Consider the following 16,959-nt stretch of genomic DNA (forward strand, 5'->3'; position numbering starts at 1 on the left):
AGCGAATCGAGGGAACCCTTGAACGAACACAGCCGAAGGTCTCGTGGCCTTCTGACTCGTGCCCGCGCCGTAGCGATCGGCACGGCGGCCGCCGTGGTCATCGCGCCCACGGCACTTCTCAGCTCCGCCCTGGCCGACGACGTCGTCATCGCGGGCGACGCCGCGGCCCATGGCCACGGCCTGTTCGTGGAAGGTCTCGGCCTCGACGTGGCCGGCGCGGCCCGCTCGATCGCGAGCACCGACACCGACCCGGGGCCGACCGTCGACGACCTCGACGCCACCGTGCTCGAGGGACTCGTGGACCTCAACCTCGGCACGGTGAGCCTGCCGCTCATCACCCCGACAGAGGGCGGGGACGGCCTGCTCTACCTCGGTGACCTCGGCACGATCTCCAGCCGGTCCGCCACGCCCAGCTCGACCGAGGCCGTCGCCTCCTCGGGCATCATCAACGAGGACGGCTCGCTGAACGTCGACACCGACGCCGGCGGGGACTTCGAGCCGGCCCAGCTGGACGTCACGCGACTGCTGGGTCAGGTCATCGGCGCCGAGGCCGTCGAGGAGCTCGTGAGCGGTGCCTCGCTCGAGATCGGTGCGCTCGGCGCCCGTGCCGCGAAGGACGGCCCGGCCGTGACGAGCGAGTACGCCGTCTCGGACCTGGAGCTCAACGTCGACAGCCCGCTCGTCGAGGCCCTGACGACCGACGTGGACACCGCGGTCGGCGCGACGCTGCAGCCCCTCGTGGACCTGCTCGGTGCCGGAGGAGCGGTCGAGACCGCCGTCGGCGACGTCGTGGAGACCATCGACGCCCTGCCGCTGGTCTCTGCCGAGCTCGGCTCGCTCTCGATCGACACGCAGTCGGTGGTCGACTCCGTGCGCACCGAGCTGCTGAGCGAGCCGCTGTCGAACGCGGAGGGCTCCGTCTCGGTCAACCTCGCCGACGGGACCATCACGGTCGACCTCGCACAGATCATCATCGACGCCGCCGGCGTCGAGGACCTCAACGAGCTGCCCCCGAACACCGAGGTCCTCAGCGGCCCGGTCGTGAACGCGGTGCTCGACGGCGTCTCCGACGCTCTCGTCGGTCCGGGTCCGGACTCGCTCGTCTCCAAGGTCGTCGACGTGGTGACCGACGGTGTCTACGACGCCGAGCTCGACGTCGCCATCGACGTCACGGCGCCGCTGGGCGCCACGGCACCGGTCTCGATCAACGGCACGCTCGGAGGGTTCCTGGGGGAGGCCGGCGCGGCCGAGCCGACGGTCGACGTCAGCGGGCTCGAGCTCCTCGGCATCGACCTCGGCGGGATCCTGACGCCGATCACGACGGCGTTGACCGGACTGGTCGGCGACCTCGGAGCGCCGCTGGAGCCGGCCGTCGACGAGGTGCTCGCCGACATCCAGCCGACGGTGACCACGGCGCTCGAGCCGCTCGTCACCGAGCTGCTCGACGACGCCCTCGAGCCGCTGCTGGAGCAGGTCGTCGACGCGCGGATCAACGCGCAGCCCACCGCGGCGCCCTTCAACGGCACCGGTGACCTCGGCGCCGGCAGCTTCACGGTCCGCGCCCTGTCGATCAGCGTGCTGCCGGAGATCGCCGACGTGGACATCGAGCTCGGCTCGGCATCGGTGCGCGCCCTCGACGAGGACGACGCCGACGCGGATGCCGTCGACGCCGACGCGGTGGACGCGGATGCCGTGGACGCCGACGCGACCGACGCCACGGATGCGACTGATGCGGACGCCACGGACGCGACCGATGCGGATGCGACGGACGCCACTGACGCGACCGACGCGACCGACGCGGATGCGACCGACGCAACGGACGCGACCGACGCGACCGACGCGGATGCGACCGACGCAACGGACGCGACCGACGCGACCGACGCGACCGACGCGACCGACGCGACCGACGCAACGGATGCCACGGACGCGACCGACGCAACGGACGCCACGGATGCGACCGACGCGACCGACGCCACGGATGCGACCGACGCCACGGACGCGACCGACGCCACGGACGCGACCGACGCCACGGACGCGACCGACGGCACCGACGCCGGTGCGACGGACGCGACGGATGCCGCCGATGCCGGAGCCGACGCCGACGTGAGCGCCGATGCCGACGCCACCGACACTGATGCGACGGACGCCGGCGCCGACGCGGACGACGCCCTCGGCGCCGACGCGTTCGAGAACGACGACGCCGACAGCACCGACGCGCTCGACAGCGCGAGCGGCAGCGGCGTCGACGGCACGGGCACGCTGGCGGCCACGGGCAGTACTTCCTCGCTGCTCTCCGTGGCAGGCGCGATCTTCCTCGTCGCGCTGGGTGTCACCGCGATGGTGCTGTCGCGCCGCCGCGGCAAGGCCTGACCGGCCACCCGTGCTGACGGGCCGGGGGCGTTCCCAGGCGCTCCCGGCCCGTCCTCCCGCCCGGCCCACCACCAGGAGGACTCGTGAAGTCAGTCAAGGCCGCCGACCCGGTCCGGCGGACCGGGATCGTGGCGGTGATCGTCACCGCGGTCGTCATGATGACGACCGCCCTGGTCGTGGCGCCCGAGGGCACGCCGCTGCGGGACCAGGTGCGATCCCTCGTCCTGCCGTACTTCGGGCAGAACTGGCGCGTGTTCGCCCCGAACATCCTCAAGACCAACCGCACCCTCGAGATCCGCGCCCAGTGGCGCGACGACTCCGGTGACCTCGTGCGCTCCGACTGGGTGTCGGTCACCGACATCGAGCTGCGGGCCGTCACCGGCCACGTGGTGCCGTCGCGCATCGCGAAGAGCAGCTGGAACGCCTCGAGCACCTATCTCCAGCGCTACCAGGCCTTGGACGAGATCCAGCGCGAGACAGCCCGGGACTCGTTCGTGGAGGCCCACGACGGAGGCTTCCGCCCCGTGCCCGACGCTGAGCTCATCGATCGGCTCGGGGCAGGGGACCCGGACGTCATCCGCTTCCTGCGCATGGACTACATGATGATGCGGAACGCCACGATGTACGCCACGGCCGGCTTCGGACAGCGCATCGAGCGCGTTCAGTGGCGCGTGGTGCGCCAGCGCCCGAACGACTTCGCCAACCGGTTCGTGGAGCAGCAGCAGTTCCGCACCGCGACCACCACGTTCGGCTGGCGCCAGGCGAACGTCAGCGTCGAGCCGCGCGTCGTCGAGGCGTACCGCGACCTGATCCGGCGCCACGGTGCGGGCTGGGTCTTCCAGGAGGCCGCATGACGACCCTCGGCTCCCGCTTCGACGACCTGCTGGCCTGGCTGACCTCGGCGCAGCACCACCTGCGCAGCTTCGCGCTCCTGCGGATCCTGCTCGGCGTCGCGATCCTGATGACCCTCGTGCCCAGCGCCCGCGACCGTGGGCTGCTCTGGGGCGACGCCTCCTTCTGGGTCGACCCCGAGGCGAGGCGACGCGGCTTCGTCACGTTCGACCTCCTCATGCCCAAGGACTCGCCACTGCTGTTCGACGTCGCGTTCTTCGGCCTCGTCCTGCTGGCCGTGCTGTTCACGATCGGCCTGCGGACCCGGATCGTCCTGCCGGTCATGCTGGTGCTGCTGGTGTCGCTGCAGGCGAACAACCCCTACGTGCTCAACGGCGGCGACACCCTCATCCGGCTGGCGCTGCTGTTCATGCTGTTCGCGAACCTGGACGCCCACCTCTCGGTCGACGCACGGCTCCGGCGGGGGCGCGCGCGTCGACGCCGGGTGCCCGCCCACGTCGCCAACGCCGCGCACAACGTCGGCCTCGTGCTGTGCTGGTTCCAGATCCTCGTCGTGTACGTCGTGTCGGGCTTCTGGAAGCTCTCGGGAGGGGAGTGGCTCGACGGGACGGCGCTGTTCTACGCGCTGCGCCTCGACGCCTTCGCCGTCCAGCCGATCGCGAACGAGCTGCTGTGGCAGTCGTCCGTGGCGATCGGACTGGCCACGTTCGTGGCGCTCTGGGCGCAGACGCTGTTCCCGCTGGCGGTGCTGTGGCGGCCGACGCGGATCGCCGTGCTCGTCACCCTCGTGCTCATGCACCTCGGCGTCGCGACGCTGATGGGCCTGTGGCCCTTCTCGCTGGCGATGATCGGGCTGGACCTGCTCTTCGTCCGCGACTCCACGTGGGTCGGGCTCCGGGCCCGGGCCCGCCGCCTGCGGGACGGCGTCCGGCGACCGGCTGAGAATCCGACGCGCCCCCGTGCGGCGGCTCCGGTGCGCTGACCGCCGCTGACAGGATGGCCCCATGACCCGTGAGGCCGCCCTGTTCGATCTCGACGGCACGCTGTGCGACACCGCGCGGATCGAGCACCTCGTGAACGGGCCCGACGCCGACTACCGCGCCTTCCACGCCGCGTCGGCCGACGCGCCCACCCGTGCCGACGTGCGTGCCGCGCTGGACGACGCGCGGGGGAGAGGCCTGGCGATCGTGCTCTGGACCGGCCGGGAGTTCCTGTGGCGCGACCTGACGCTCGACTGGCTCGACCGGCACGGCATCGCCCACGACGGCCTCTACATGCGCCTGGCGGCCGACTTCCGGCCCGCGACCGTGGTCAAGACCGAGCTGCTGCGCGACATCGCGTCGGACGGGCTGACCGTGGTGGAGGCGTGGGAGGACGACCGTGAGATCGTCGACCTGCTGCGCGCCGCGGGGGTCGCCGACGTCCGCGAGGTGACGGGTGCGGCGCCGTGAGGGACGGGCATCGCTTGTCGGAAGGGCTCGGGATGGGTCACAATGAGGACAGGTATCACCCGAGATCGCTGGGGAAGGCGCACCTAGGGAGGTACCGATGAACACGGTGAATACGGTCCGGACCGGCACCCCGACGACCCGGGGTGTCCTTTTCGTGCACTCCTCACCCTCGGCTCTGTGTGCCCACATCGAGTGGGCGGCGGCCGGCGTGCTGGGCGGCAAGGTCGACCTCGCGTGGACCCCGCAGCCCGCCGAGCCGGGCACCTACCGCGCCGAGCTCTCGTGGCAGGCGCCGTCGGGCACCGCCGCCGCGCTCACGTCCGTGCTGCGCGGCTGGGACCTCCTCCGCTTCGAGATCACCGAGGAGCCCACCGCCACCAGCGAGGGTGCTCGCTACTCGTTCACGCCCAGCCTGGGCATCTTCCACGCCATGACCGGCCTGCACGGCGACGTGCTGATCCCCGAGGACCGCATCAAGGCGTTCCGTGTCAAGGCGGCGCAGGGCGACATCACGATGGACGAGGCCCTCGACGGCCTGCTGGGCGTCAAGTGGGACGCCGAGCTCGAGCCCTTCCGTCAGGCGGGCGAGGGCGCACCCGTGCGCTGGCTGCACCAGGTGATCTGAGCCCGGTGGCGTGAGCCGGCTCAGCCGATGGTGACGGTGATGTCGGGCGTGGAGTCGCCCGACGCCTTGTCGGTGACGCGGAACTTCCGCTCACCGGTGCGCGACGTGTAGATCTTCGTCTCGAAGCGCCCGCCGTCGGTGGCCGCGACGGTGACCGGGAAGTCGTCCCACGGCCCGTCGCCGTCCTTGACCTGGATCTGCAGCTGGGCGCCCTTGTCGGCCGTCGGCAGCACGCCGGTGATGTCGAAGCGCTCGCCGGGGGCGGCGCGGTTGCCCGGGACGGGCGTCAGCTTGGGCTGGGGGCCCTCGTCCTCGGGCTCGGGCTCCGGCGTGGGGGTCGGGGTCGGCGTGGGCGCCGTGGTGGGCTCGCTCGTGGGAGCCGCCAGCGGCGGGAGGTCGGCCGAGGTGACGCCCGTGGCCGTCAGCGCGCCGGCGGAGAACAGTCCGATCCCGACGCCCAGCGCCACGCCGATGAGCGCGAGCCAGCCGAAGGCGCGCGCGGCCGGGTGCCGCAGGTCAGGTCGAGACGTCACAGCCGGAAGTCTACGGGGCTTCTCCGAGAATCCCGCGATGACCTGACCTACGATGAGCGAATGGTGCTGCCCCCCGATCGCGGAGTGGTGGACGACGTCGAGTACGTCGTGGTCCACGGCTACCGCCGCGCGTATCGGATGCGTGGATCGGGCCCGCCGCTGCTGCTCCTGCACGGCATGGCCTGCGACTCCAGCACCTGGTTCCCGGTGATGGACCTGCTCGCGGAGCACTTCACCGTCATCGCCCCCGACCTGCTCGGCCACGGCGAGTCCGACAAGCCGAACGCCGACTACTCGCTCGGCGGCTTCGCCAACGGCATGCGCGACCTGCTGACGATCCTGGGGATCGACAAGGTCACCGTCGCCGGTCACAGCTTCGGCGGTGGCGTCGCGATGCAGTTCGCCTACCAGTTCCCCGAGCGCACCGAGCGCGTCGTGCTGGTGTCCAGCGGGGGACTGGGGCCCGAGGTCACCCCGCTGATCCGCGCGCTCACGCTGCCGGGCGTCGGGCTGGGCATGCGCCTGGCCACGCTCAAGCCGTGGCGTGGCGTCGCCAGCGGCGCCCTGAGGGCGCTCTCACGCGTTCCCGCGGCGCGCGACCTCGACGAGGTGGCCGCGATCTACGAGCGGCTTGCCGACCCCGCCACGACCCTGGCGATCCGTCGTCTCACCCGCACGGTCCTCGACATGAACGGCCAGTTCGTCACGATGGCCGACCGCGCCTACCTGACCCGGCTCATGCCGCTGCTGGTGGTCTGGGGACGCGACGACCGCGTCATCCCCGTCGCGCACGCCCAGCGGCTGCCGCTGATGGAGAACTCCCACGTGCACGTGTTCGAGGACTCGGGACACTTCCCGCACAAGGACCACCCGGAGGAGTTCGCCCGGCTCGTGGTCGACTTCTGCCGGATCCAGGCGCCCGCGCAGTACCACCGGGGCAAGTGGCGCGCGCTGCTGCGCCGTGGCGATCAGGCCGGGTTGGCCAGCGTGTCGCTGTCGGACGCCGGGTCGGAGTCGCCCTCCGCGGTCAGCTGAAGCTTGTGGTGCCTCTGGTGCCAGAACCCGTTGCCCGTGGCCCAGCCGCCCAGCGCCACCGCGAGCCAGCCGATGAAGGCGCCGGCGATGTCGTCGGCGATGAAGTGCCAGCCGAAGTAGATCGTGGCGATCACCGTGAGGACGAAGTAGACCCAGGCCGTGATCTGCAGGTAGCGCGGCTGGTCGGTGCGCTGGAAGAACAGCACCGCGGTGAAGGTCACCGAGACGTGCAGCGAGGCGAACGCCGCGATGCCCCAGATGGGCGCGCCGGTGGGGTCCTCGTAGTTCTGCGCCGCGTTGATGAACAGCGACTCCTGTAGCTGGGTGACGCCCGTGGTGGGCAGGTCGTCGAACAGGGTCGCGTTCGAGTACGTCGGGCCCAGCGACGGGAAGATGTAGTAGCTCGCGGTGCCGAGCACCCAGTTCAGCGAGAGTGCCGTGGCGTACCAGGCGCCGAGCGTGTAGTCGCGGTTCAGCACGAGGAACGCGGCCAGCGTGATCGGGATCAGCATGAGGTAGCTGACGTAGACCGTGGCCAGCACCTGCGCCGAGATGCCCGTGCCCAGCAGGCTGTGCATGACGTCGGCGGGGTGGTTGCCGAACATCAGCCAGTAGTCCCAGCGCGACAGCATCGTGTCGAAGTTGACGCCCTCGCGCAGGACGGGCAGGAAGCCCTTGATGTTCCGGTAGGCGACGTAGCAGATGTAGAACGTCAGCAGGCCGGTCGCGATGTGCGCGACACGACCCCAGGTCCACTCGTCGCGCACGATCTCGCGGGCGCCGCGGAACGCGTGACGCCACCCGGAGCGTCGGATCGCGGCCGGCAGGATGCCCAGGGCGAAGAACGCCAGACCCATGACGGGGAGGCGGACGTACGCCGGACCGAGGAAGCCCTCGGGGTCCTTCAGGGCGATGCCCAGCTGGGCCGACAGCACGATCGCCGTGATGCCGATTCCGGCCGCGAGGGCGACCCCGAAGGTGTACGGCCACGCGCGCAGCACGTCCCACCATCGTCTGAGCATGCGCACCAGTCTACGGCGCCCTCGCTGAGAGCACCCTGAGGCATCCTGCCGAACGGGTCAGGCGTCGGCGCCCTCCTGCTTCACGCCTGCAACGGCGGTGGGATCGTCGATGCGCAGGGAGTCGAACGCCTCCTGGGCGACCTTCGCGTCGATCCGACCCTCGCGTCCGAGCGACGCCAGCACCGAGACCACGATCGACTCGGCGTCGATCTGGAAGTACCGGCGGGCACCCGCGCGGGTGTCGGCGAAGCCGAAGCCGTCGGCGCCCAGCGAGGTCCACGTGCCGGGCACCCAGCGCGAGATCTGGTCGGGCACGGCGCGCATGTAGTCGCTGACGGCGATCGTCGGGCCGCCCTCGCCGAGCTTCGTGGTGATCCACGGCGTCCGGGGCTCCTCGGCGAGGTGGTTGAAGTTCCACCGCTCCGCGGCCTCGGCCTCGCGGGCCAGCTCGTTCCAGGACGTGACCGACCAGACCTCGGCGGCGACGCCGTACTCCTCGGCCAGCGTGGCCTGGGCCTGCAGGGCCCACGGCACCGAGACGCCCGAGGCGAGGATGCGCGCAGGTGCGTCGCCCTCGATCGGGGACGCGGCGTAGCGGTAGGCGCCCTTGAGGATGCCCTCGACGTCGACGCCCTCCGGCTCGGCCGGCTGGTTGATCGGCTCGTTGTAGACCGTCAGGTAGTAGATGACGTCCTCGCCGAAGCCGCTGCCGCCGTTGTCGGAGTCGCCGTACATCCGGCGCAGGCCGTCGCGCATGATGTGCGCGATCTCGAACGCGTACGCGGGGTCGTAGTGGACGACCGCCGGGTTGGTGCGCGCGATGAGCGGGGAGTGGCCGTCGGCGTGCTGCAGGCCCTCGCCGGTGAGCGTCGTGCGACCCGCCGTGGCGCCCACGAGGAAGCCGCGCGAGAGCTGGTCGGCCATCGCCCAGAACGAGTCGCCCGTGCGCTGGAAGCCGAACATCGAGTAGAAGAGGTAGACCGGGATCATCGGCTCGCCGTGCGTCGCGTACGCGCTGCCGGCGGCGATCGCCGAGGCGGCGGCGCCGGCCTCGCTGATGCCCTCGTGCAGGAGCTGGCCCTGCTCGCTCTCCTTGTACGCCAGCAGCAGCTTGCGGTCGACCGACTCGTAGGTCTGGCCGTGCGGGCTGTAGATCTTCGCCGACGGGAACATCGAGTCCATGCCGAACGTGCGGTACTCGTCCGGTGCGATCGGGACGATCCGCTGGCCGATCTGCTTGTCCTTCATGAACTCGCGCAGCAGGCGCACGAACGCCATCGTCGTGGCGATCTGCTGCTTGCCCGAGCCCTTGCGCAGGTCGGCGTACGCGCCTTCCTCCGGGAGCGTGAGCGGCTTGGCGCGGACGATGCGCGACGGCAGCGAGCCGCCGAGCTCGCTTCGGCGCTCGAGCATGTACCGGATGTCCTCGTGGTCGGGGCCCGGGTGGTAGTACGGGGCGCCGTCGGGGGAGTCGATCTGCTCATCGGTGATCGGGATGCGCAGCCGGTCGCGGAACGTCTTGAGGTCGTCGTTCGTCAGCTTCTTCATCTGGTGCGTCGCGTTGCGCGCCATGAACGACTCGAGCAGCCAGCCCTTGATCGTGTGGGCCAGGATCACGGTCGGCTGGCCCTTGTGCTTGCGGGCGGACTCGAACGCCGCGTAGACCTTGCGGTAGTCGTGACCGCCGCGCGGGAGCTTCTCGATGTCCTCGTCCGAGAGGTGCTCCACGATCTTGGCCAGCTCCGGGTCGGGACCGAAGAAGTGCTCGCGGTTGTACGCGCCGGTCTCGATCGAGAGGGTCTGGAACTCGCCGTCGGGCACGCGGTTCATCTGGTTGACGAGCGCGCCCGTGGTGTCGCGGGCGAGCAGGTCGTCCCACTCGCGTCCCCACACGACCTTGATCACGTTCCAGCCGGCGCCGAGGAAGAAGGACTCCAGCTCCTGGATGACCTTGCCGTTGCCGCGGACCGGGCCGTCGAGCTGCTGGAGGTTGCAGTTGACGACGAAGGTGAGGTTGTCGAGCTGCTCGCGCGCGGCGAGGCCGATCGCGCCGAGCGACTCGGGCTCGCCCATCTCGCCGTCGCCCAGGAACGTCCAGACGTGCTGCTCGCTGGTGTCCTTGATGCCGCGGTTCTCCAGGTAGCGGTTGAAGCGCGCCTGGTAGATCGAGTTGATCGCCGCGAGGCCCATCGAGACGGTGGGGAACTCCCAGTAGTCGCTCATGAGACGCGGGTGCGGGTAGGACGGCAGGCCCTTCCCCTCGCCCTGCGACTTCTCCTGGCGGAAGTTGTTGAGGGCGGACTCGTCGAAGCGGCCCTCGAGGAAGGAGCGGGCGTAGATGCCGGGGGCGGCGTGACCCTGGTAGTAGATCTGGTCGCCGCCGCCGGGGTGCTCCTTGCCCCGGAAGAAGTGGTTGAAGCCGACCTCGTAGAGGCTGGCCGCCGACTGGTAGGTGGCGATGTGGCCGCCGACGCCGAGGCCGGGGCGGTTCGCGCGCGACACCATGACCGCGGCGTTCCAGCGGATGTACGAGCGGATGCGGCGCTCGATGTCCTCGTCGCCGGGGAACTCGGGCTCGCGCTCGGGCGGGATGGTGTTGATGAAGTCGGTGCTGCGCAGCGCCGGCATGCCGACGGCCCGCTCGCGGGACCTCTCGAGCATGCGCAGCATGACGTAGCGGGCGCGGTCGCGCCCACGCTCGTCGACCATCTGGTCGAGTGAGCGGAGCCAGTCCTGCGTCTCGTCGGGGTCCACGTCGGGCAGCTGTGTGGGCATGCCCCCGTGGATGATGGGGCGGTCGGGGCCGGATGAGGCCATGGTGCACTCCCTGGGGTGTCGGGATGGACCCTTCCATCAAACCACCCGGAGTTCGCTAGTGTGAGTCCGGCAAGGAACCGATACGCCCTACTGGACAGTAGGGAAGAAGGAGGTGCGGTGGACGCGGGGAAGCTGGGCTTCGAACCTGACTCCGTCATCCAGGAGCTCGGCTGGGACGAGGACACCGACGAGGAGTTCCGCTCCGCCATCGAGTCCCACACGGGCAGCGAGCTGGTGGACGGCGACATCGGCGAGGTCGTCGATGGCGTGATCCTGTGGTGGCGCGAGGAGGACGGCGATCTGACCGACGCCCTCGTCGACGCGACGCAGGACGTCGCCGAAGGCGGATTCGTCTGGCTCCTGACCCCCAAGGTCGGCCACGAGGGACACGTCTCGGGCGCCGACATCGGTGAGGCCGCCCCCATCGCGGGCCTGTCCATCACCACGACGTCCTCCGTCGGCCCGAACTGGGTCGCCACCAAGCTCTCCACGCACAAGAGGTGACCGTGAGCATCGAGATCGGGTCGCCCGCACCGGACTTCACCCTCAAGAACCAGCACGGCGAGGACGTCACGCTGTCGAGCCTGCGCGGCCGCAACGTGGTCGTGCTGTTCTACCCCTTCGCGTTCAGCGGCATCTGCACCGGCGAGCTGTGCGAGATCCGCGACAACTTCGCGATCTTCAACGACGTCGACGCCGAGGTCCTGGCGATCTCGTGCGACCACATGTTCAGCCTGCGCGCCTACGCCGAGCAGGACGGCTACGACTTCAGCCTGCTGAGCGACTTCTGGCCGCACGGCGCCGTGTCAAAGGCCTACGGCATCTTCCAGGAGAAGGCCGGGGCCGCCGCCCGAGGCACCTACGTGATCGATCGCGAGGGGATCGTGCGCTGGAAGGTGGAGAACGGAATCGGCGAGGCTCGTGATCTCTCTGCGTACCGTGAGGCACTTGCGTCACTGGGGTAATCCCACAGCAAACTTTCAGGCCAGAACGCGTGGAAATCACTCACGCCGGCCATGCCGATCTGGTTTGATGGAACTACCGCGCCGCCGGGGACCCGAGACCCCGGCGGCGCGGCTTTTCTGTGCCGGGGCGGGACGCGAGCCGCTTGCGTTACGGTTCTCCTGCACTTCCTCGTGCCGAGGGGGCGAATAGCTCAGCTGGTCAGAGCATCCGGTTTACACCCGGAAGGTCGGGGGTTCGAGCCCCTCTTCGCCCACCGCGCCCCGGTCGCCGGCCGCTCGTCGTGACCGCCGGCCGACCTACACTGGCCGCATGTCCGTCGAGGCGGTGAGGAGCCGGGGTCGCATCCGGTACGTGCTGCTCGGCGGATTGCTCGTCGCAGGCGTGATCGTCGGCCTGCTGGGCATGCACACGCTCAACCTCCACGGTACCCGCGCCGCGCAGGCTCCCGCCGTCGCGCACGTCGCGCACGACGTGGGGGAGCACGTCGCGGCCGACGCCGTCGTGCCGACCGCCGAGAGCCCGACGAGTTGCGTCGAGTGCGCCGTCGGCGGCCACTTGGGCATGGCCATGGCCTGCGTCCTGGCGCTCCTGCTCGTCCTGCTGGTCCTCGCGCTCCCGCGCCTGCTCCCGTCGTGGCTCCATCGCGCGTGGACCGTGCCCGCGCGGCTCGACATCGCGCTCCCTGTCCTGTCCCGAGCACCCTCGCTCCACGTCCTCTGCATCAGCCGAACGTGATGGGTCGGGCCCCTGACGACACCCGTCACGGGGCCTCCCGCCCGAGCCGCGCCGACGACGGCGCGTGCCGACACCCTCACGAACACGGAGAAGACATGAGACGACGTACTGCCGCGCCCGCGGCACTGGCCCTCCTCGCGGCGCTGACCCTCGGCGGCTGCTCGGACGATGCACGCGAGCCCGGAGCCGACCACCGCGGTCACGGCTCGGCGGGCGCGCAGACCGAGAGCGCGGACGCCAACGAGGCGGACGTGATGTTCGCGACGATGATGATCCCGCACCACGAGCAGGCGATCGAGATGAGCGACGTGGTCCTCGCCAAGGACGGGATCGATCCGCGGGTCCGCGCGCTGGCCGAGGAGATCAAGCAGGCCCAGGCACCCGAGATCGAGCAGCTGCGCGGCTGGCTCGCTGACTGGGACGCCCCGACCGCCGGCGCGTCGCACGGCGGTGGCCACGGCGCCGGGATGATGGACGAGCAGGACATGGCCGCGCTCGAGGACGCCGAGGGCGACCGCGCGTCGCGGCTGTTCCTCGAGCAGATGATCGAGCATCACGAGGGCGCGATCGACATGGCGCGCACCGAGGTCGCCGACGGGCGTCACCCGGACGCGGTGGGCCTGGCGGGCTCGATCGTCGCCACCCAGCTGCTGGAGATCGAGCGGATGAACGACCTCCTGGAGCAGTCGTGACCGCGCGGTGGCGAGGCGCCCTCGTCCTGCTGGTCGCGTGCCTCCTCGCGATCGCCGGGTGCTCCGGCGCCGGTGGCGAGAAGTCCGATGGCGTCGATGACGCGTTCCTGGCCCGGTACGACCTGGACGGGCTCTCGGCGCGCGAGGTCATCGACCGCCTCGACGCGATGCCCGTGCAGGATCGTCCGGCAGAGCTCGCGGCCTCGGTGCGTCCCGACGTCCTCGTGCTCAGCGAAGGGCGGCGGGAGGTGGAGCTGCCGATGCCGCGGGACGAGGTCTACGTGTCGGTCGCGCCCTACCGTCGCGACACGCACGACTGCCACTTCCACAGCCTCACCACGTGCCTCGGCGAGCTCGCGAATGCGTCGCTGCGCGTCGAGCTCACCGCGGCCGACGGCGAGGTCTTGCTCAGCGAGACGCGGTCGACGTTCGACAACGGCTTCGTCGGACTGTGGGTGCCGCGCGGGGTCCGCGGGACGCTCACGCTCGAGCACGAGGGCAGCAGGGGCACCGTGCCGGTGTCGACGCGCGGCCACCAGGACGCCACCTGCGTCACGACGCTCCGCCTGACCTGAGGCACCGACGTGGGGCGCCCGGGCGACCGGGCGCCCCACTGCGGGCCTACAGGAGGGTCGACAGCCGCTTCTTGCGGCGGTTCTCCCGGACGATCCACGCGACGTCGGGATGCTCGGTGTCGAGGGCGAGGAACTGGCCGAGGCCCACCCCGGGATCGGCCGCCACCGCGACGCTCCAGCCGTAGCCCAGCGCCTGGCGCAGGGTCCGCGCGTCGGGCCGGCGCGCCTCGTCCGACGGCAGCGACGTGAGGTGACGGGTCGCCCGCGCACAGACGTCGACGGCCGCGGCAGCGGCCTCGCTCGTGCGGAGCAGCCGCGGCTCGCAGATCGCGGCGACGGCGGCGCGCTGGACGAGCGGACTCGGGTCGTCGACCCAGCGAGACGCGATCGAGCGCCACGCACCCGGGTCGGTGTCGCCGAGCAACTGGAGCCCGATCGCCACGCCCTCGCGCACGCGCCAGCGCTCGTCGTCGGCGAGCGCGCGAGCCGCAGCCTCGGCCGACGGATCCGACGACCGGCGACCGACGGCGGCGGCCGCGCACATGACGGGGTACTCGCGCCCGTCGGTCAGCAGTTCCTGGACCGTGGCGGCGTCGGCGTGCTGGGCCACGAACCCCACGAGCGCGAGGTTCGCGCGGGGACCGGGCAGCCCCGAGCGCCCCTCTACGTACTCCGGCCACTCCGGCGGATCAAGGCCATCGAGGGCCTCGCGCCACTGGCTCACGTCGGTCACGGACCCGAACGTAGCCGCAGCCGGGTTCGCGGGGATTCCCGTTCGCGTGTCCGCGTGGGAGGGTCGGGCCATGACCGAGTCGCCGCAGGAGGCGCTGGCGCGCCGGGTCCGCCACGAGCTCGCGGGGCGGGTGACCCGCGAGGTCACCATGTTCGGCGGGCTGTCCTTCATGGTGGAGGAGGCGCTCACGGTGGCTGCGCGTCGCGACGGGAGCCTGCTCGTGCGGGTCGACCCGGCGGCGCGGGCGGAGGCGCTCGGTCGTCCGGGCGCGGAGCCCGCCGCGATGCGGAACGGACGCGTGATGGGCGACGGGTGGCTCTCGGTGCGGTCGGAGGGGGTCGCCTCGGACGACCACCTGCGGTCCTGGCTGGCCGTCGCGCTGGCCGCCGCGGGCCGCTGACGCAGCGGTCCGGAGGCGTTGTCGGCGGAGCCTGACACGATCGGTGCATGACGTCGATCGCCACGACCACGGCCGAAGAGGCCCTCGAACGCCTGCGCGCCCTCACCGGCCGCCCCGACGCGACCTTCCACGAGGGTCAGCTCGAGGCGATCGCCGCGCTGGTGGACCAGCAGCGTCGCGCGCTCGTCGTCCAGCGCACGGGCTGGGGCAAGTCGGCGGTCTACTTCGTGGCCACCGCGCTGCTGCGCGCCCGCGGCGCCGGGCCCACGGTGCTGGTGTCGCCGCTGCTGGCGCTGATGCGCGACCAGGTCGCCGCGGCCGAGCGCGCGGGCGTGCGCGCCGCCGCGATCAACTCGGCCACCGTCGAGGAGTGGGACGACGTCGTGTCGCGCCTGGCGAACGACACGATCGACGTGCTGCTGGTCTCGCCCGAGCGCCTGAACAACCCCACGTTCCGCGAGCAGCAGCTGCCGCGACTGCTCGACCGGATGGGGCTGCTCGTGGTCGACGAGGCGCACTGCATCTCCGACTGGGGCCATGACTTCCGGCCCGACTACCGCCGGCTGGCCCACGTGATCGAGTCCCTGGGCTCGCACGTGCCCGTGCTGGCCACCACGGCCACGGCGAACGCGCGGGTCGTGGCCGACGTCGCCGAGCAGCTCGGTGGCGACGTGCTCACGCTGCGCGGGTCCCTCGCGCGCGACTCCCTGCGCCTCGGCTCGCTCACGCTGCCCACCGCCAAGCAGCGGCTCGGCTGGCTCGTCGCGCACCTGGGCGACCTCACCGGCAGCGGGATCATCTACGCGCTCACCGTCTCGGCGGCCGAGGACACCGCACGCCTCCTGCGCGAGGCCGGGTACGAGGTGCGCGCCTACACCGGTCGCACCGATCCGTCCGAGCGCGAGGAGCTCGAGCAGGCGCTCAAGGACAACCGGGTGAAGGCGCTCGTGGCCACGAGCGCGCTCGGCATGGGCTTCGACAAGCCCGACCTCGGCTTCGTGGTCCACCTCGGAGCTCCGTCGTCGCCCGTGGCGTACTACCAGCAGGTCGGCCGCGCCGGCCGCGCCACCGACCGGGCCGACGTGCTGCTGCTCCCGGGCACCGAGGACCGCGAGATCTGGCGCTACTTCGCCACCGCCTCGATGCCCGATCCCGAGCGGGCCGACCGCGTCATCGGCCAGCTGGGCTCCGAGCCGATCTCCACGCCGGCGCTGGAGGCCCTCGTCGACGTCAAGCGCACCCAGCTCGAGCTGCTGCTGAAGGTGCTCGACGTGGACGGCGCCGTCCGCAAGGTGCGAGGCGGCTGGATCGCCACCGGACAGCCCTGGACCTACGACGCCGAGCGTTACCAGCGGATCGCGGCCGCGCGCGAGCACGAGCAGCAGGCGATGCTCACGTACGAGCGCGGCGAGACGTGCCGGATGGAGCTGCTCCAGCGCGACCTGAACGACCCGTCGGCCACCCGGTGCGGCCGGTGCGACGTGTGCACGGGCTCCTGGTACCCGACCGACGTCCCCGAGGCCACTGTCGGGCGCGCCACCGAGGCGCTCGACCGGGTCGGCGTCCCGATCGAGCCGCGGGGCCAGTGGCCCACCGGCGCCGATCGCCGCGGCGTCGACGTCAAGGGTCGGATCGCGGCGGACGAGCGGGCCGAGACCGGACGCGTCATCGCGCGACTCACCGACCTCGGCTGGGGTGGCGCGCTGCGCGAGCTGTTCGCCGCGGGGGCGCCCGACCAGCCGATCCCCGAGCCGCTCGTCGGCGCCGCCGTCCGCGCGCTGCGCGACTGGCCGTGGGAGCAGCGACCCGTCGCCGTCGTCGCGATGCCGTCCGTCACCCGTCCCACGCTCGTGTCGTCCACGGCCGAGACGATCGCGCGGCTGGGGCGGATGCCGCTGCTCGGTACGCTCGACCTCGACCCCCACATCCCGCGGGCCGAGACCGGCGGCAACAGTGCTTTCCGGCTCGCGTCGGTGTGGGGACGGTTCGCGGTCGGCGCTGAGCTGGCCGCGCGGCTGCGCGAGGTCGACGGGCCCGTCCTGCTCGTCGACGACCTCGTCGACAGCCGGTGGACGACCACGGTGGCGGCCCGCGAGCTGAGGCGGGCCGGAGCGACCGCCGTGCTGCCCTTCGCGCTGGCGACGGTGGCCTGA

At 71.5% G+C, this 16,959-nt stretch carries 17 protein-coding genes and 1 tRNA gene; 14 read left to right on the forward strand and 4 right to left on the reverse strand.

What is annotated here, in order from left to right:
• Positions 1 to 93 precede the first annotated feature (93 nt).
• From ACK99Q_RS10135 to ACK99Q_RS10155, 5 genes are all read left to right on the forward strand, one after another.
• A complete protein-coding gene (locus ACK99Q_RS10135) occupies positions 94 to 2,370 on the forward strand; it encodes a choice-of-anchor G family protein (protein WP_410185988.1) in 2,277 nt (758 codons plus the stop codon).
• An 83-nt stretch (positions 2,371 to 2,453) separates the two neighbouring features.
• Positions 2,454 to 3,224 (forward strand): DUF5819 family protein, encoded by a 771-nt coding sequence (locus ACK99Q_RS10140; protein WP_410185989.1) that lies wholly within the window; start codon positions 2,454 to 2,456, stop codon positions 3,222 to 3,224.
• Positions 3,221 to 4,204: an HTTM domain-containing protein gene (locus ACK99Q_RS10145; protein ID WP_410185990.1), complete on the forward strand. Its 984-nt coding sequence runs from the start codon at positions 3,221 to 3,223 to the stop codon at positions 4,202 to 4,204. Before ACK99Q_RS10140 ends, ACK99Q_RS10145 begins: the two co-directional genes overlap by 4 nt.
• Positions 4,205 to 4,226: 22 nt before the next feature.
• Positions 4,227 to 4,673: a hypothetical protein gene (locus ACK99Q_RS10150; RefSeq protein ID WP_410185991.1), complete on the forward strand. Its 447-nt coding sequence runs from the start codon at positions 4,227 to 4,229 to the stop codon at positions 4,671 to 4,673.
• 97 nt (positions 4,674 to 4,770) lie between these two features.
• Positions 4,771 to 5,298, forward strand: a complete 528-nt coding sequence (locus tag ACK99Q_RS10155) for a DUF3145 domain-containing protein (protein ID WP_410185992.1) — start codon at positions 4,771 to 4,773, stop codon at positions 5,296 to 5,298.
• A 20-nt stretch (positions 5,299 to 5,318) separates the two neighbouring features.
• On the opposite strand, the gene ACK99Q_RS10160 is transcribed toward ACK99Q_RS10155, so the two are convergent.
• Positions 5,319 to 5,831, reverse strand: coding sequence for a hypothetical protein (locus ACK99Q_RS10160; protein ID WP_410185993.1), 513 nt, complete (start codon positions 5,829 to 5,831; stop codon positions 5,319 to 5,321).
• A 60-nt stretch (positions 5,832 to 5,891) separates the two neighbouring features.
• Between ACK99Q_RS10160 and ACK99Q_RS10165 the strand changes: the two genes are divergently transcribed.
• The gene (locus ACK99Q_RS10165; RefSeq protein ID WP_410185994.1) at positions 5,892 to 6,866 is read left to right on the forward strand and encodes an alpha/beta fold hydrolase; all 975 of its coding nucleotides are present in this window, start codon (positions 5,892 to 5,894) and stop codon (positions 6,864 to 6,866) included.
• Here the strand turns inward: ACK99Q_RS10165 and ACK99Q_RS10170 are convergent.
• Both ACK99Q_RS10170 and aceE read right to left on the reverse strand, forming a co-directional pair.
• Positions 6,800 to 7,888, reverse strand: a complete 1,089-nt coding sequence (locus ACK99Q_RS10170; protein WP_410185995.1) for a phosphatase PAP2 family protein — start codon at positions 7,886 to 7,888, stop codon at positions 6,800 to 6,802. The two genes, ACK99Q_RS10165 and ACK99Q_RS10170, sit on opposite strands and share 67 nt — an antisense overlap.
• A 57-nt stretch (positions 7,889 to 7,945) precedes the next feature.
• Positions 7,946 to 10,705, reverse strand: coding sequence for a pyruvate dehydrogenase (acetyl-transferring), homodimeric type (gene aceE, locus ACK99Q_RS10175; RefSeq protein WP_410185996.1), 2,760 nt, complete (start codon positions 10,703 to 10,705; stop codon positions 7,946 to 7,948).
• A 117-nt stretch (positions 10,706 to 10,822) separates the two neighbouring features.
• Between aceE and ACK99Q_RS10180 the strand changes: the two genes are divergently transcribed.
• From ACK99Q_RS10180 to ACK99Q_RS10205, 6 genes are all read left to right on the forward strand, one after another.
• The gene (locus tag ACK99Q_RS10180; protein WP_410185997.1) at positions 10,823 to 11,209 is read left to right on the forward strand and encodes a DUF3052 domain-containing protein; all 387 of its coding nucleotides are present in this window, start codon (positions 10,823 to 10,825) and stop codon (positions 11,207 to 11,209) included.
• Between the two features lie 2 nt (positions 11,210 to 11,211).
• Positions 11,212 to 11,670 (forward strand): peroxiredoxin, encoded by a 459-nt coding sequence (locus ACK99Q_RS10185; protein WP_410185998.1) that lies wholly within the window; start codon positions 11,212 to 11,214, stop codon positions 11,668 to 11,670.
• A gap of 180 nt (positions 11,671 to 11,850) precedes the next feature.
• A tRNA-Val gene (locus ACK99Q_RS10190) sits at positions 11,851 to 11,924 on the forward strand.
• A 56-nt stretch (positions 11,925 to 11,980) separates the two neighbouring features.
• The gene (locus tag ACK99Q_RS10195) at positions 11,981 to 12,406 is read left to right on the forward strand and encodes a DUF6153 family protein (RefSeq protein ID WP_410185999.1); all 426 of its coding nucleotides are present in this window, start codon (positions 11,981 to 11,983) and stop codon (positions 12,404 to 12,406) included.
• 95 nt (positions 12,407 to 12,501) lie between these two features.
• The gene (locus tag ACK99Q_RS10200) at positions 12,502 to 13,098 is read left to right on the forward strand and encodes a DUF305 domain-containing protein (protein ID WP_410186000.1); all 597 of its coding nucleotides are present in this window, start codon (positions 12,502 to 12,504) and stop codon (positions 13,096 to 13,098) included.
• Positions 13,095 to 13,673 (forward strand): CueP family metal-binding protein, encoded by a 579-nt coding sequence (locus ACK99Q_RS10205; RefSeq protein ID WP_410186001.1) that lies wholly within the window; start codon positions 13,095 to 13,097, stop codon positions 13,671 to 13,673. Before ACK99Q_RS10200 ends, ACK99Q_RS10205 begins: the two co-directional genes overlap by 4 nt.
• Positions 13,674 to 13,719: 46 nt before the next feature.
• On the opposite strand, the gene ACK99Q_RS10210 is transcribed toward ACK99Q_RS10205, so the two are convergent.
• Positions 13,720 to 14,406, reverse strand: a complete 687-nt coding sequence (locus ACK99Q_RS10210) for a HEAT repeat domain-containing protein (protein ID WP_410186002.1) — start codon at positions 14,404 to 14,406, stop codon at positions 13,720 to 13,722.
• A gap of 70 nt (positions 14,407 to 14,476) precedes the next feature.
• Between ACK99Q_RS10210 and ACK99Q_RS10215 the strand changes: the two genes are divergently transcribed.
• Both ACK99Q_RS10215 and ACK99Q_RS10220 read left to right on the forward strand, forming a co-directional pair.
• Positions 14,477 to 14,806 carry a TfoX/Sxy family protein gene (locus ACK99Q_RS10215; protein ID WP_410186003.1) on the forward strand — a complete coding sequence of 110 codons (330 nt, stop codon included), beginning with the start codon at positions 14,477 to 14,479 and terminating at the stop codon, positions 14,804 to 14,806.
• Between the two features lie 47 nt (positions 14,807 to 14,853).
• Positions 14,854 to 16,959, forward strand: a complete 2,106-nt coding sequence (locus ACK99Q_RS10220) for a RecQ family ATP-dependent DNA helicase (protein WP_410186004.1) — start codon at positions 14,854 to 14,856, stop codon at positions 16,957 to 16,959.

This window comes from Aeromicrobium sp. MLTX1 (genome assembly GCF_046452335.1).
GTDB lineage: Bacteria > Actinomycetota > Actinomycetes > Propionibacteriales > Nocardioidaceae > Aeromicrobium.

Excerpts from the sequence above, each read along its gene's own strand:
- ACK99Q_RS10145 (WP_410185990.1), top strand. The coding sequence starts at position 3,221 with ATGACGACCCTCGGCTCCCGCTTCGACGACCTGCTGGCCTGGCTGACC.
- ACK99Q_RS10150 (WP_410185991.1), top strand. The coding sequence starts at position 4,227 with ATGACCCGTGAGGCCGCCCTGTTCGATCTCGACGGCACGCTGTGCGAC.
- ACK99Q_RS10155 (WP_410185992.1), top strand. The coding sequence starts at position 4,771 with ATGAACACGGTGAATACGGTCCGGACCGGCACCCCGACGACCCGGGGT.
- ACK99Q_RS10165 (WP_410185994.1), top strand. The coding sequence starts at position 5,892 with ATGGTGCTGCCCCCCGATCGCGGAGTGGTGGACGACGTCGAGTACGTC.
- ACK99Q_RS10170 (WP_410185995.1), bottom strand. The coding sequence starts at position 7,888 with ATGCTCAGACGATGGTGGGACGTGCTGCGCGCGTGGCCGTACACCTTC.
- aceE (WP_410185996.1), bottom strand. The coding sequence starts at position 10,705 with ATGGCCTCATCCGGCCCCGACCGCCCCATCATCCACGGGGGCATGCCC.
- ACK99Q_RS10195 (WP_410185999.1), top strand. The coding sequence starts at position 11,981 with ATGTCCGTCGAGGCGGTGAGGAGCCGGGGTCGCATCCGGTACGTGCTG.
- ACK99Q_RS10200 (WP_410186000.1), top strand. The coding sequence starts at position 12,502 with ATGAGACGACGTACTGCCGCGCCCGCGGCACTGGCCCTCCTCGCGGCG.
- ACK99Q_RS10215 (WP_410186003.1), top strand. The coding sequence starts at position 14,477 with ATGACCGAGTCGCCGCAGGAGGCGCTGGCGCGCCGGGTCCGCCACGAG.
- ACK99Q_RS10220 (WP_410186004.1), top strand. The coding sequence starts at position 14,854 with ATGACGTCGATCGCCACGACCACGGCCGAAGAGGCCCTCGAACGCCTG.